11 protein-coding genes are annotated in these 14,252 nt (G+C 63.4%); 8 read left to right on the top strand and 3 right to left on the bottom strand.

Translation table 11 applies throughout. The features are described 5' to 3' along the window. Positions 1-5 precede the first annotated feature (5 nt). Positions 6-1,193, top strand: coding sequence for a CaiB/BaiF CoA transferase family protein (locus ACK8CP_RS06895; RefSeq protein WP_414833765.1), 1,188 nt, complete (start codon positions 6-8; stop codon positions 1,191-1,193). Positions 1,194-1,208: 15 nt separating this feature from the next. Here ACK8CP_RS06895 and ACK8CP_RS06890 read toward each other — a convergent pair whose 3' ends face one another. Beyond that, positions 1,209-3,479 carry a putative bifunctional diguanylate cyclase/phosphodiesterase gene (locus ACK8CP_RS06890; RefSeq protein ID WP_414833764.1) on the bottom strand — a complete coding sequence of 757 codons (2,271 nt, stop codon included), beginning with the start codon at positions 3,477-3,479 and terminating at the stop codon, positions 1,209-1,211. 185 nt (positions 3,480-3,664) lie between these two features. On the opposite strand from ACK8CP_RS06890, the gene ispH reads away from it, so the two are divergent. The 7 genes from ispH to ACK8CP_RS06855 all read left to right on the top strand — a co-directional run bounded on the left by ispH (position 3,665) and on the right by ACK8CP_RS06855 (position 11,501). Next, positions 3,665-4,624 carry a 4-hydroxy-3-methylbut-2-enyl diphosphate reductase gene (gene ispH, locus ACK8CP_RS06885; RefSeq protein ID WP_414833763.1) on the top strand — a complete coding sequence of 320 codons (960 nt, stop codon included), beginning with the start codon at positions 3,665-3,667 and terminating at the stop codon, positions 4,622-4,624. Between the two features lie 219 nt (positions 4,625-4,843). After that, positions 4,844-5,869 carry a magnesium chelatase ATPase subunit I gene (gene bchI / locus ACK8CP_RS06880; RefSeq protein ID WP_234627777.1) on the top strand — a complete coding sequence of 342 codons (1,026 nt, stop codon included), beginning with the start codon at positions 4,844-4,846 and terminating at the stop codon, positions 5,867-5,869. Between the two features lie 13 nt (positions 5,870-5,882). Beyond that, the gene (locus tag ACK8CP_RS06875; protein WP_414833762.1) at positions 5,883-7,688 is read left to right on the top strand and encodes a magnesium chelatase subunit D; all 1,806 of its coding nucleotides are present in this window, start codon (positions 5,883-5,885) and stop codon (positions 7,686-7,688) included. A gap of 63 nt (positions 7,689-7,751) precedes the next feature. Beyond that, complete coding sequence (bchO, locus tag ACK8CP_RS06870) at positions 7,752-8,645, top strand: alpha/beta fold hydrolase BchO (protein ID WP_414833761.1); 894 nt, start codon at positions 7,752-7,754, stop codon at positions 8,643-8,645. A 125-nt stretch (positions 8,646-8,770) separates the two neighbouring features. Beyond that, on the top strand, positions 8,771-10,264 hold the full coding sequence (locus ACK8CP_RS06865) for a phytoene desaturase (RefSeq protein ID WP_414833760.1): 1,494 nt from the start codon (positions 8,771-8,773) through the stop codon (positions 10,262-10,264). Further along, on the top strand, positions 10,230-11,303 hold the full coding sequence (locus tag ACK8CP_RS06860) for a phytoene/squalene synthase family protein (RefSeq protein WP_414833759.1): 1,074 nt from the start codon (positions 10,230-10,232) through the stop codon (positions 11,301-11,303). The genes ACK8CP_RS06865 and ACK8CP_RS06860 overlap by 35 nt, the downstream gene beginning before the upstream one ends. Positions 11,304-11,342: 39 nt before the next feature. After that, a complete protein-coding gene (locus ACK8CP_RS06855; protein ID WP_234627782.1) occupies positions 11,343-11,501 on the top strand; it encodes a hypothetical protein in 159 nt (52 codons plus the stop codon). A 240-nt stretch (positions 11,502-11,741) separates the two neighbouring features. Here the strand turns inward: ACK8CP_RS06855 and ACK8CP_RS06850 are convergent, their stop codons facing one another. Both ACK8CP_RS06850 and crtD read right to left on the bottom strand, forming a co-directional pair. Further along, positions 11,742-12,665, bottom strand: a complete 924-nt coding sequence (locus tag ACK8CP_RS06850; protein ID WP_414833758.1) for a carotenoid 1,2-hydratase — start codon at positions 12,663-12,665, stop codon at positions 11,742-11,744. Further along, a complete protein-coding gene (gene crtD, locus ACK8CP_RS06845) occupies positions 12,605-14,146 on the bottom strand; it encodes a 1-hydroxycarotenoid 3,4-desaturase CrtD (RefSeq protein WP_414833757.1) in 1,542 nt (513 codons plus the stop codon). Before crtD ends, ACK8CP_RS06850 begins: the two co-directional genes overlap by 61 nt. Positions 14,147-14,252: the final 106 nt, after the last annotated feature.

Below are 14,252 nucleotides of genomic sequence, written 5' to 3'. Positions count from 1 at the left end.
GGAACATGAATAAGCCGCTTGAGGGCGTCAAAGTCATCGAGCTCGCCCGCATTCTGGCCGGGCCTTTTGCTGGTCAGGTTCTCGCCGATCTCGGTGCGGACGTGATCAAGATCGAGGAGCCGAGCCAGGGCGACGATACCCGGCGCTGGGGACCGCCTTTCGTCGTCAATCCGGAGGGTGGATCGGAGGGGGCCGCTTATTTTCACGCCTGCAATCGGGGCAAACGGTCGATCGGGGTCGATATCGCCACGCCCAAAGGGCAGGAGATCGTGCGACGGCTTTGCGCCGAGGCGGACGTGCTCGTCGAAAACTTCAAACTCGGCGGCTTGAAGAAATATGGTCTCGATGCGGCGACGCTGCGCCGTGATTTCCCCCACCTCATCGTCTGCTCCATCACCGGCTTCGGCCAGACCGGTCCTTATGCGTCCCGCGCCGGCTATGACGTGATGATCCAGGGCATGTCGGGGATCATGTCTCTGACGGGTGAACCGGAGGGCGAGCCGATGAAGATGGGTGTCGCTTTTGCCGACATCTTCACCGGCCTTTATTCCGTCATTGCGATCCAGGCGGCGCTGCGCGCGCGCGAAGCGAGCGGCGAGGGGACGCACATCGATATGGCGCTGTTCGATTCCATGACGGGCGTCCTGGCGAACCAGGCGATGAACTACCTCGTGACCGGCAAGAACCCGCAACGTGCCGGAAACGCGCATCCCAATATCGTTCCCTACCAGGTGTTCGCCGTCAGCGACGGCCATCTCATCATCGCGGTCGGAAACGATCGGCAGTTTCGTGGGCTTTGTCGAATTCTCGGCAACGAAGAATGGGCGGACGATCCGCGTTTCGCCGACAATGCTGCTCGTGTCGCAAACCGCCCCGAGCTTCTTGGGCTTCTTTGTCCAAAACTCGCATCCTGGCGGCGGACGGATCTCCTTCAGCGTCTCGAGGCGGCGGCAATCCCTGGAGGACCGATCAACACATTGTCGGAGGTTTTCGCCGACCCGCAACTGCGCGAGCGCGGCATGGTGATAGAAGCCGAGATGGCCGGTGGCGCTTTCACCCTTCCTGGGCTGCGCACCCCGATCCTCTTCGACGGAGCGCCGCTTGCCGCCCGATCGGGCTCTCCGCGGCTCGACGAGCACCGTGAGGAGATTCTGCGCGAGATCAATATGGAAGAAACGGCCTCCGAAGCCTGACACCGGCAGGATGTCTCAGGCGCATGTCGGCTGTTGCGTCTCCTCAAAGTGGGCGAGAGCCTGCGGATTTGCGGAAATCGTCAGCGCGTCGCCGCCTGAGCGGGAGTGAAACGCGGCGAGAAACGTGGGCACGTCCTCGGCTGGCATCGGGCGAGCGAAGTAGTAGCCTTGGGCTTCGTCGCACTTCATTTCCCGCAAGATCGCCAGCTGATCGGCATCCTCCACGCCTTCCGCAACCACTTTCATTCCAAGACGCGCGCCGAGTGTGACGATGGCGTGGACGATGGCCCCGTCACTGGTGCCGCGCAGAAACGACTTGTCGATCTTCAGCCGGTCGATCGGAAACTGATTGAGATGGGTGAGGGAGGCGTAGCCCGTCCCAAAATCGTCGAGCGCGATCTTGATGCCCGCAATATGGAGGGCGCGCAGAGCATCCCCGACCATTTCGGCACTCCACCCCATATAGGTGTTTTCCGTCACCTCGAGGACGAGGCGGGAGGGGGGAACCCCTGCGGCCGCGAGCTTGTCCAGAATCACCTCGGTGAGATTGCCGGTGCGAAACTGTGCCGATGAGAGATTGATGGCCACGCGGCCGAATTCGACGCCTTCGTCGAGCCAGCGTCGCATCTGCTCGATGGCGCTGTCGAAAGCGAGCTCGCCGAGTTGATGTCCGCATTCCGTATCCTCGAATGCGGCGATGAAGGCTGCGGGCGTGAGAAGACCTTTGCTGGGGTGCTCCCAGCGCATCAGAGCCTCGAGGCCGGTCACCCGGCAGGGCTCTGCAAGACTGACAGTCGGCTGATAGAAGAGCTTGAAATGGTTCTCCGCGAGGCTGCTGCGCACATCCTGCATGAGCTCGGCCTTGCGCTCCACGGCAAGGCGCATCCAGGGCTGAAAGCCGATCAGGCGATTGCGGCCCGTGAGCTTCGCCCGAAAAAGCGCGATGTCGGCGTTCTTCAAGAGATCCGTCGGATTTTCATGATGCTGCGGACACATCGCCGCTCCGGCGCTGGCCGTAATGGAGAAGTTGCGTCCGTCATGCTCGACGGGATGGCGAAGTGATTCCATCACCCGCTCGACGGCTCTGTGGATGTCGGCGGCCGTGTTGATGCCGGGCATGATGATGGCGAATTCGTCGCCACCGAGGCGGGCGACCGTGTTGTTTTGCCCAAACACGCGCTGGAGACGTTCTGCAATCAGGCAAAGAAGCAGGTCGCCGGCGTCGTGGCCGAGCGTGTCGTTGACCGTCTTGAAGTGATCGAGATCGAGCATGATGAGCCCGACGCTCGTCCGGCTTTGCCGCGCATGCTCGATGGCGCCCGACAAGCGCTCATGAAACATGGCGCGGTTGGGAAGCCCCGTCAGGCCATCGCGGAAAGCCAGTCGCTCGATCTCTGCATTGTGCTGGTGTTGCTCCGTCACGTCCTGCACGCTGCCGATCACATGCGCGACCCTGCCGTCGCTCCATTCGGCTTCGGCAAGGCACCGAATCCAGCGTCGATGGCCTTTTGCGGTGGTGATTTCGACTTCACGATCGAAACGTTTGCCTGCCTGAACCAGGGCCGTCACGGCCTGCTGCGCCTCTGTGTCGCTCGCGCTCGAGAGTGTCTGCTTGAAGAACTCGCGCGTTGGGTTGACCCGGCGATCGAGCTCGAAGATGCGGTACATCTCCTCCGACCAGGTCAGGCTGTCGTTGCGCACGTCGAGTTTCCAGCTGCCGACTTTGGTCAGGCGGGTGGCCTGTGCCAGGAGCCTCTTTTGGCGGCGCAGATCGATGATCGTTCGCCTGCGCGACAATTCGTTCATGGCGAGAGCGGCAAGCATCGCAAGTCGCACTCTTTCGTCCGCTGAAAAGCGACGCGGCCGGGTGTCGATGAGACAGAGCGTACCCACGGCGACGCCGGGGCGTACGATGAGAGGCGCTCCCGCATAAAAACGCAGATGACGCCGCTGTACCCATTCGTTGCTGTGAAACCGTGGATCCTGCAGGGCGTCTTCTACGATGAGGACGTCATCGGACAAGACTGTCCAGCTGGAGATCGCGTCGCTGCGGGGAATCGGGCGATCACCAGCCCCACAGCTTACGAGGACGACTTCCTCGTTCGCGTCCATGAGCGTGACGAATGCAAGCGGAACCTCAAACAGGCTGTGTGCGAGACCGCAGATTTCGTCGAGGGCCTTTTCCGAACCGCCATCGGCAAAACGATAATGTAGAACTTCCTGGAGCCGTTCCTGCTCATTGGCCGGGCAGGGGCACATCGCCTCCTGTATCTGTGCGGCCGTCATGACGTTGTCCTCTTGGTTCCCCCGAGCCAAACCTGCGGGCAAGCAGTAAAAGCTTTGTCCACCTTTTGAGATAAAGGGGAGTTAATCGCTGGGCGCAGACCCTGCCCGGGCGATGGCAATCCGTCACAGTGTCAAACCGACGTGACACATTACGCCGTCCTCGTAGATTGCCTATAAAGAGGCTTATGGCGACAGGACGGTCTTTGAGGGTGATCCTAGCCCAGCCACGCGGTTTCTGCGCGGGCGTCGAACGTGCGATCACGATCGTGGAGCGCGCGCTCTCGCTTTATGGCCCGCCCGTCTATGTGCGCCACCAGATCGTTCACAATCAGCACGTCGTCGACACGCTCAAAGAGCGCGGCGCCGTCTTCGTGGAGGAGACGGACGAGATTCCGGACGGCTCCATCACCGTCTTCAGCGCCCATGGTGTGTCCCGCGCGGTTGCCGATCGTGCCGCGGCCAAGAAGCTGGACGTCGTCGATGCGACATGTCCGCTCGTGCAGCGGGTGCAGAGGGAAGGTCGCCGCTACGCCGAGCAAGGCTACGACGTGGTGCTCATCGGTCACGCCGGTCACGCCGAGGTGGAAGGCACACGCGGCCAGATTGACGGTCGTCTCCATATCCTGTCGACGCCCGATGCGGTGGCTGAAATCGATGTCGCGGACCCCGGGCGCGTCGCCTACATCACTCAGACGACCTTGAGCCTGCTCGACACGCGCAACGTCATCGCCGCTTTGAAGGCACGCTTTCCTTCGATCGTCGGGCCGGAGACGCGCAACATCTGTTATGCGACGCAGAATCGGCAGACCGCAGTGCTGGAGCTTGCCGCAAGCGTCGAAAAGCTGGTCGTGGTGGGCTCCGCCAACAGCTCCAATTCAAGCCGGTTGCGCGAACTCGGAGAGGCGTCGGGTATCCCGAGCTATCTGATCGAGGCCCCGCAAGAGCTTGATCCGGCATGGCTTCGCAATGTCGATCGCCTCGGCGTCACGGCCGGCGCTTCGGCGCCGGAAGCGAGCGTACAAGCGGTGCTGAACTGGCTGCGAACTTTCCGCACACTTCATGTAGAAACCCTGGACGGAATCGAAGAAAAAGTTCACTTCAAACTGCCTCAGAGACTTCTTCGAGAGGCTCTGGCCGATGCCTGAGCCTTGCTGGCGGAAAGCTTGATTTTGCATTCCTGGCTTGTGAGGATGGTGTTTCATCTGGCGTCTCTTTTTCGAAAAAGTCTCAATCCTTTCATGAACCTGGGCGAGCGCTGTGGCGTCAGCCCGTCGTTGTCCGGCCCGGCGTAAGCCTGTCGGATGTTGAGCTGCGAAGCTGATATTTCGGGCGCGTATCGGCCCAAGCCGCAAGGTTGAACACACATGGCAATGCCGTTTCCCTTCTCCGCCATCGTCGGCCAGGACGAAATGAAGACAGCGCTGCTTCTGGCGGCGATCGACCCTTCCATCGGCGGTGTCCTCGTCTTCGGTGATCGTGGCACCGGCAAGTCGACGGCGGTGCGCGCGCTGGCGGCTTTGCTGCCGAAGATGCGGGTGGTCGTGGGCTGCCCCTATGGCTGCGATCCCGCCAATCCAGGGGCTTTTTGCGACAGCTGTAAGGAAAAAGCGGCGGAAGGCGACCTGAAGACGCGCCAGGTCCCGGTGCCGGTGATCGATCTGCCGCTCGGAGCGACCGAAGACCGCGTGGTCGGGGCGCTCGATCTCGAACTCGCGCTCACAAAGGGTGAAAAGGCGTTCGAGCCCGGTCTTCTGGCCCGCGCCCATCGAGGCTTTCTGTATATCGACGAAGTGAACCTTCTCGAGGACCACCTCGTCGATCTTCTCCTCGATGTGGCGGCTTCTGGCGAGAACGTCGTCGAGCGCGAAGGTTTGAGCGTTCGCCATCCTGCCCGCTTCGTGCTCGTGGGCAGCGGCAATCCGGAAGAAGGCGAGCTGCGCCCGCAGCTTCTCGACCGTTTCGGTCTGTCCGTCGAAGTGAAGACACCGACGGATCTCCCGACCCGTATCGAGGTGATCCGCCGTCGCGACACGTATGAACATGACCCCGCTGCGTTCGTCGAGCACTGGAAGCGCCGAGACGGCAAGCTGCGTTCACGTCTGACTGCCGCGCACAAGCGCCTTGGCGATGTCTCGGTTCCCGACAAGGCTTTGGAGCGCGCGGCCGAATTGTGCATGGCGCTCGGCACCGACGGTCTGCGGGGCGAGCTGACGCTGATGCGGGCCGCGCGCGCTCTTGCCGCTTTCGATGGCGATGCGGAGGTCGGCGACAAGCATTTGCGTCAGGTGGCACCACCGGCACTCCGGCACCGCCTGCGGCGTAACCCCCTCGACGATTCCGGTTCCTCCGTGCGCGTCGACCGCGCCCTTGAGGAGATTTTCGGCGCTTAAAGGTACGAAGGTGATGAGCGAGCGCTCAGCAGAAGATCCGATTTGGGGCGACGCGCTTCTTGCGGCGGCACTGTTCGCCGTTGCCCCGGCGCAGCTCGGCGGTGCTGCGATACGCTCTCTCGCAGGGCCGGGCCGCGATGCCTGGCTCGAAACCTTGCGCGCGCTTCTGCCCGATGAGGCCCCCATGCGCCGGGTGCCGCTGCATGCCAGCGAGAGCCGTATTCTGGGCGGACTGGATTTGACGGCGACCTTGCGCGCCGGGCGTCCGGTGGCCGAACGCGGCATCCTGGCTGCAGCCGATGGCGGCGTCGTTGTTCTCGCCATGGCGGAACGTATGGAGCCCAACAAGGCGGCCCATCTCGTTGCGGCCCTCGATGCCGGTGAAGTCGTTCTCGAACGTGACGGCCTTGCTTTGCGGACGCCGAGCCGTTTCGGCGTCGTCGCCCTCGACGAGGGCTTGTCGCAGGAGGAGCGGCCGCCCGCCGCGCTCATGGACCGTCTTGCTTTCCATATCGATCTTTCCGGCGCCACCCTGCGGGACCTGGAGCCTTCGGTCGTGACGGCAGAGGAAGTGACCGCCGCCGCTGCGCGTTACAGCGCCGTCTCGCTTTCAGACGACGCGCTGCAGGCGCTTTGCACGACGGCGATGGCACTTGGCATCGGTTCTCTGCGCGCACCGCTGCTGGCCGCACGGGCCGCAAAGGCGCACGCAGCCTTGTGCGGGGAGGATTCCGTCAGCGAGGTGGATCTGCAGACGGCCGCTCGTCTCGTTCTGGCGCCACGCGCCACGATGATCCCGCAAATCGAGGATCCGGAGGACGAATCCACCGAGGAACAACCGCCCGAGCCGCAGGAACCTCCGGAAGAAGCCGAGCAGAAGGACGAATCGGAGGCCAAGGACAAGCCGCTCGACGACGTGATCCTGGAAGCCGCGCAGGCGGCCATTCCGCCGGGCCTCCTGGCCATGTTGAAGATGGGGCTCGACCGGCACAGCCGCGGCACCTCTGCCGGCGGTAAGGCGGGCGCGCAAAAACAATCGAAGACGCGCGGCCGGCCGATCGGCACACGGCAGGGCGATTTGCGTGACGGGATGCGTCTCAACGTCGTGGAGACGTTGCGCGCGGCCGCGCCCTGGCAGCCGATCCGCAGGACGGCGCGCGGAGAGGTGATCGAGCCCGGCAAACGTCCGGCGCGCGTCGAGGTGCGGCGCGACGATTTCCGCATCTCGCGTCACAAGGAGCGGTCGGAGACGGCCACCATTTTCGTCGTTGATGCGTCGGGCTCGGCGGCCTTGCACCGCCTCGCCGAGGCCAAGGGCGCCGTCGAGCTCCTCCTGGCCGATTGCTATGTGCGCCGCGATCAGGTGGCGCTGATCGCCTTTCGCGGACGCGATGCCGAACTTCTTCTGCCGCCGACGCGGTCTTTGACGCGCGCCAAACGCAGCCTCGCGGGGCTGGCGGGCGGAGGCGGCACGCCGCTCGCGACGGCGATCGATGCGGCCGCGGCACTCGCTGATAGCGTCAAGCGCAAGGGCCAGACGCCGAGCATCGTGTTCTTGACCGATGGACGCGCCAATATCGCGCGTGATGGCGAGCCGGGTCGCGCGCAAGCCGAGGAGGATGCGCTGGCCTCTGCCAAGGCCTTTCGTCTGGCTGGATTTCGCGCCGTCCTCGTGGATACGTCGCCACGACCGCAAGCGAAGGCGGAGAAGCTTGCCGGGGAAATGGCTGCGATCTATCTGCCTTTGCCCTATGCGGATGCCGAGGGCCTCTCGCAGGCGGTGCGCGCCGTATCCTCGAATGTGCCGGCGGCGGCATAGTCCGCAGGACGCGCGGCGAGGAAAAAGTGCGGGTGGTGGAGTGAGCCGAGGGCGATTCGTCGGATGACCAGGAAGCTCGACTGGGAAAAGGAAGGCCGCAATTGGCCGAACCGTGCCGCGAGCCGCTTTGTCGAGGCGGCAGGACTGCGCTGGCATGTGCAGCAGATGGGGGAGGGACCGTCGCTCGTGCTCCTTCACGGTACCGGTGCGACGACCCATTCCTGGGGATCGATCCTTCCGCTTTTGGCTGAACGATTTTCCGTGACGGCCATGGATCTGCCGGGACACGGATTTACCTCAACGCCGGCGGCTCATCGGCTGTCGATGCCGGGAATGGCCGATGCGATCGCTGGCCTCCTCGATGCTCTTGCCGTCCGTCCGACCATCGTCGCCGGGCATTCGGCGGGAGCGGCCATCCTGATGCGTATGGATCTCGATGGGCATTTGGATTCCGATCTCGTGATCAGCCTCAATGGAGCCATTCTCCCTCTCTCGGGGATGGCGGGGCAGTTCTTCTCTCCCGTGGCGAAGATCCTGGCGCGCACGTCTTTGTCTGCGCGCTTTTTTGCCTGGAGTGCCGATCGGGACGAAAACGCCGTCAAACGGTTGATCGACGGGACGGGCTCGAAACTGAGCCAGCAGGACATCGACTGGTACGAGATGCTCGCCCGCAACACCGGTCACGTCTGGGCGGCGATCAATATGATGGCGAATTGGGAGCTCGGGCCGCTGGAGCGGGATCTGCCGAAGCTCAAGACGCGGCTCGTTCTCGTCACCGGTGGTGAGGATGGCTCCATCGATCCCTCCACCGCGTTTCGTGTCAAAGACATCCTGCCCTCCGCCCGGGTCGAGTATCTCCGTGGTCTCGGTCATCTCGCGCATGAGGAAGCGCCGCGGCAGGTGGCCGATCTCATCTTCCGTCTGGTCCAGGAAGAAACGCGGGTTTTCACCGCCTGAGGCGACGCGATAGGCCGGAATTGTCGCGGCCGTAGCGCCTTGCGGCGCGTTGCGCGAGACGGCCTGTCAGGTGTACATGTCAGTTTATGTTGACACGTGCTTCAGCTTCAATTCCGGTCGCTGAGATGGCGGAGCGTCGCCCGCATGCGATCGTCATCGGCAGCGGCTTCGGTGGTCTTGCTGCAGCCATCCGTCTCGGTGCTCGAGGATACCGGGTAACGGTTCTCGAGAAGCTCGATCAGCCGGGCGGTCGTGCCTACGTCTTTCGCCAGGACGGCTTCACCTTTGACGCCGGGCCGACGATCGTCACGGCGCCGTTTCTCTTCGAGGAACTCTGGCGCCTGGCGGGCCGCGAGTTTGCCGACGATATCACGCTGAAGTCATTGAGCCCGTTCTATCGGCTGATTTTTGCCGACGGCACGACGTTCGAAGAGTTTTCCGATCCCGATGTCATGCGCAAGGAAGTGGCGCGCATCTCTCCGGGGGACGTGGAAGGCTACGACCGTTTCATGGCCGAGAGCGAGGCGATCTTCCGCGTCGGGTTCGAGCAGCTTGCGCATGTGCCCTTCGGCTCCTTGCTCGATATGGCAAAGGTGCTGCCGGACTTCGTGCGGCTCCAGAGTTTCCGCAGCGTTTATTCCTGCGTCTCGCGCTATGTGAAAGATGAGCGCCTGCGCATCGCGCTGTCCTTCCATCCGCTCTTCATCGGCGCCAATCCCTTCCGGACCACGTCGATCTACGCCATGATCACCTTCCTGCAGCGGCATTGGGGGGTGCATTTCGCCATGGGCGGAACGGGCGCGCTGATCGAAGGGATGGCAGGCCTGGTTCAGCATCAGGGCAACGAAATCCGCCTCAATGCCGAGGTCGACGAGATCCTGGTCGAGAATGGGCGCGCCTGTGGTGTGCGTCTCGCCTCGGGAGAGATGATCGCCGCCGATGTCGTCGTCTCCAATGCGGATTCGGCCTTCACGTATCGCAAGCTCTTGCGCAGCGTGAAGCGGCGTCGCTGGACCAACGAAAAGATCGATCGTGCGCGCTATTCGATGAGCCTCTTCGTCTGGTATTTCGGCACCGATCGCACCTATCCAGACGTCGCGCATCACACGATCCTCCTCGGCCCGCGCTACCGGGAATTGCTGAGCGACATCTTTGACAAGAAGCGTCTTGCGCCAGATTTCAGTCTCTACCTGCACCGGCCGACGGCGACGGATCCTTCGCTGGCGCCGGCTGGATGCGACACGTTTTACGTGCTCTCTCCGGTCCCGCATCTCGGCGGCAACACGGACTGGCGTACGGAAGCGGAGGCTTATCGCCAGACGATCGAAGAGCATCTGAGCAAGACCGTCCTGCCGGACCTCAAATCGCATGTCGTCAGTTCGCGCATGACGACGCCTTTGGACTTCCGCAATCGGCTCCTGTCGCTCAATGGCGCTGCCTTCGGGCTGGAACCCGTTTTCACGCAAAGCGCCTGGTTCCGTCCTCACAACAAGAGCGAAGAGGTGGACCGGCTCTATCTCGTGGGTGCAGGTACGCATCCGGGAGCCGGACTGCCGGGTGTTCTCTCTTCCGCCCGAATTCTCGATGAGGTCGTCCCTGATGCTGCCGCACTGGCCTGAGCAACGCCTGGCCACACCCGCCGATCACGCCGCCTGTCGCGAGCTCATTCGCACGGGCTCGCGCACGTTCTTTGCGGCATCGCTTCTTCTGCCTCCGGCGGTGCGCGCACCCGCTTATGCGCTTTATGGCTTCTGCCGCCTTTCCGACGACGCCGTGGATCTGTCGAACGGCAAGGCGGAGGCGCTCGACCGTCTGCGTGCCAGGCTCGATGCGGTCTATGCGGGCCGCCCCGCGGCCGTTCCGGCGGACCGTGCCTTTGCCGAGATGGTCCTTTGCTATGGCCTGCCGCGCGCCCTGCCGGAAGCGTTGCTCGACGGTTTTGCTTGGGACGTCGAGGGGCGCCGTTACGAGACGATCGGCGAGCTCAACGCTTATGCGGCACGTGTCGCCGGCACGGTCGGCGCCATGATGACGGTGTTGATGGGCGAGTGCGATTATCCGGTCCTGGCGCGCGCCTGCGATCTCGGGGTCGCAATGCAGCTCACCAATATCGCCCGCGATGTCGGCGAGGATGCGCGCGCAGGCCGCATCTATCTGCCGCTCGAGTGGATGCACGAGGCCGGCATCGATCCCGATCTCTGGCTGGAAAATCCAGGCTTCTCTCCCGAGCTTGGCAGCGTCATTCAACGGCTCCTCGACTATGCCGATGTGCTTTATCTGCGTGCTGCGAGCGGCATCGCACGGTTGCCGTGGCGATGCCGGCCCGCCATCAGGGCTGCGTGTTATCTTTATGCCGAGATCGGACGTGAGCTCGAGCGCAGGGGACTCGATTCGGTGTCGAGCCGCACCGTCGTTCCTGCCTCCCGAAAGGCCTTTCTGCTCGCGTGCTGTGCGGCCGGCCGATCGGCACAGGAGCATCTGGTGTTCGCGCCGCTTCCGGAGACACGCTTCCTGGTGGAAGCAGCCGCTGCCTCGTCAGCCTATCCATTCCGGGAGATGCCGGTACGGCGGCGTGGCTTCGGCGAGCAGGCCGAATGGGTAATCGACCTCTTCGCTCAGCTCAACGAAAGGGAAGCGGCAGGCCGGATTCACCTCTAGGGCAGCTGCGGCTGTCGATCTTTGCCTCGGGGGGAGAGCATGGACGCAACGACGATCGTCTTGATCGAACTCATCTTTTTCTTCGGTGGCGTCCTCGTTTTCGGCCTTTGGCAGATTGTCTCCGTGCGTCGCGCGGACAGGCAAGCGAAGCTTGAGGAAGAGAGCAAGCAGGCACTCGACCGGAGACCGCCGCGCTGAGCGATATCAGCCGCTGTTTCCCGCGCGCGACAGGCCTTTGGTGAAACCTTCACGAAGAGCAGGGAGAGGAAAATGGGTGAAATGGCATTGTTGCCGTCGCTGACGTTGATGACGCTCGGCGGCCTGATCGCGCTGGCGATCGTCTTCGTCGTCTACAAAATGAAGAGCCGCCGACCGCGTTGAGGCGCATCGGCAGTGCCGGCGACAAGCTCGTCGCCGGCGCCTTTTCTGCGTTGACGCTCAGCGCAGCCGCGGCATGCGGAAGGGCAGCAGCATCTTCACCCATCGGGTTTTGAAGCGGTCGAGCGAGAGACTTTCGTGCACGGCTTTGACCGGGGCGCCTGCCAGATGCGTCGCCACGAGAGAGCGCGTGTAGAACGGCGTGTCTTCGAACGTGTCGAGCACGCGCGCCTCGCTGCCGACTTCGCAGTGCGTGCTGCGCGCAACGCGCCAAAGCGTCGAAGGCAGCGGAGCCGGGGCAGGAACGTCGAAATCCCGGGCATTGCCTTCACGGTCAAAGAGCAGCGCCAGCGTCTTGTTGCCTCCCTGCCGCCGCTGCATGTCGTAGAGGATCGCAGCGCCTTCCGGATGCGCGGAGCGCGACCAGTCCCACTGGCGAAAACCGTCTTCCAGCGGTTCGCTGCCCCAGTTGGAATCGAGATAGGCCTCGCCCTGCCAGACGCGCGACGGCTTTTCCATCGCCACCTCCGCATGGCCGCAAGGTCCGATGGGCCACCAGAAGTGCTTGCCCGCCTCGTCGAGCTGATAGGGGCCCGGGGTCACCGCATGTGGGGTGATTCTCACCGTACCCTTTAGGCTTGTGGGGATCGGCACAGTGGTCTCGTCGATGCGAATGGTGAGCGTTCGCCCGTCCCAGGACAGCGCGCTCGGTCCGATGACGAGTGCATCAGGACCCTGCTGCAGGCGTCCGCGGCCGCGTTCGGTGAGCGACCAGCGCTTGCCGCCGTCGCCGTACAAGGCGACGTTCAATCCGCAATGATCTCTGGGATCCGTCTCGCCGCGGTCCCGCGCCCAGGCGTAATAAGGTGAGAAGACGGAGCCGATGAAGGCGATGATGGTCAGCCCCTGGCGACCATCCTCGCTCAGCGCATCGACGTACCACCAGCGATAGCCGCGGGGCGGGACCGTCGTGTCGAAGCACAATCGTCCATCAGGCTCGTGGCGGCGATCTTGCCCGACAGCGCCGCCATCGGAACGCCCGCTCCCGGATGCACGCTGCCCCCGGCCAGATAGAGCCCCTTCAGCTTGGTTCGTGCCCCCGGCCTCTCGAACGACGCCTTCCACCCGTGTGACGCCTGGCCGTAGAGGGCTCCCCCCGTCGCGGGGAAAAGCCGATTGAATCCCTGTGGCGCCGTGATCACCGTCGCCTCTGCGCTGTGTTTGATCGTGAGGCCGCATTTTTCCATGAGTTGGAACGTCTGTGTCTCGCATGCCGCGATCTCGCTGTCAGTGAGGGGCGCGCTGTCGCCGCGCGCTGGTGCGTTGATGAGGCAAAACAGGCGCTCAGGTCCAGTCGCGACAGAGGCCGCGTTGTCGTCGCGATCTTGAGCGCAGAGATAGACCGTTGGAACGTCCGGTGGCCGCCCGGCTTTGAAAATACGGTCGAACTCGCCCTCGTAATCGTTTGAAAAGAATACGTTGTGGCGAATGAGGGGGAAGCCCGCTGCCTCCGCTGTCATCGCCCAGGTGATGGCGGAGAGGGAGCGCTCGGCCGAGGCAGGGACGCTGATGGCGCGGCGAGAGGCCTCACCGGCGAGCCCTGCCGCAAGAGCTGCGACATCACCGTTGAAGATGACGGCATCGGCTTCCAGGCGTTCGCCCGACGCAAGAGCGACCCCTGTCGCTCGTCCTCCGGCGGAAAGGATTTCCGTGACCGTCTCCCCATAGAGGAACTGCGCGCCCCTGGCCTTTGCGAGGCGGGCGAAGGTCTCGGCCACTTCGTGCATGCCGCCATCGACCAGCCACACGCCTTCCTGTTCGACATGGGCGATGAGCATCAAGGTGGCGGGTGACGAAAACGGCGAGGAGCCGCAATAGGTGGCGTAACGGCCGAAGAGCTGCTTGAGGCGCGGATCTTTGAAGTAGTCACCGAGTGCCCGCCACATCGTCGTGAACGGGCTGATCTGCATGAGCCCCGGCAGACCGAAGAGACCGACGCCGCGTACGAGACTTTCGACGCTCGGCCGTGGCGTGCGGATGAACGGTTCGTCGAGAGTTTCGAAGATGCGTTTGGCCCGCTCGCAAAAACGGCGATAGCCGCGCCCTTCTTCGGGGCCGGCAAAAGCTGAGATTGCTTCGGCGCTTTCGTCGATGTCGGCGAAGAGGTCGAGACGCTCCTCCGCGCTCCAGGCGTGACGGGCGAGGATCGACAAGGGTTTGAGCGAAAGCGCATCGCCGAGATCGACACCGGCATCCGCGACGATCTCCTCGAAGAGACCTCGCATCGTGAACACGGTCGGACCTGCGTCGATCCGGCGGCCTCCGGCTGCGACTTCTCGCATCTTGCCGCCAGGCGCGTTTTCTTTATCCACGACCGTCACGGCGCAGCCTTTGGCAGAGAGGATGAGAGCCGCCACAAGGCCCCCGATCCCGGCCCCGACGATCACCACCCTCTCGCTGCCCACCGCGACATTTACTCCTACAGGACTTTGTTGACTTCAGGCTAGCATCTGTCCATCGTAATTGACACTCCCTGTGACAATAGGGACTTACAGACAGCGCGAAGGGGGG

Origin of the sequence: Afifella sp. YEN Y35, assembly GCF_047553465.1 — a bacterium.
Taxonomy (GTDB): Bacteria; Pseudomonadota; Alphaproteobacteria; order Rhizobiales; family Afifellaceae; genus Afifella; species Afifella aestuarii.
The sequence above is the reverse complement of the archived record's forward strand: the minus strand, read 5'-3'. Positions and strand labels throughout refer to the sequence as shown.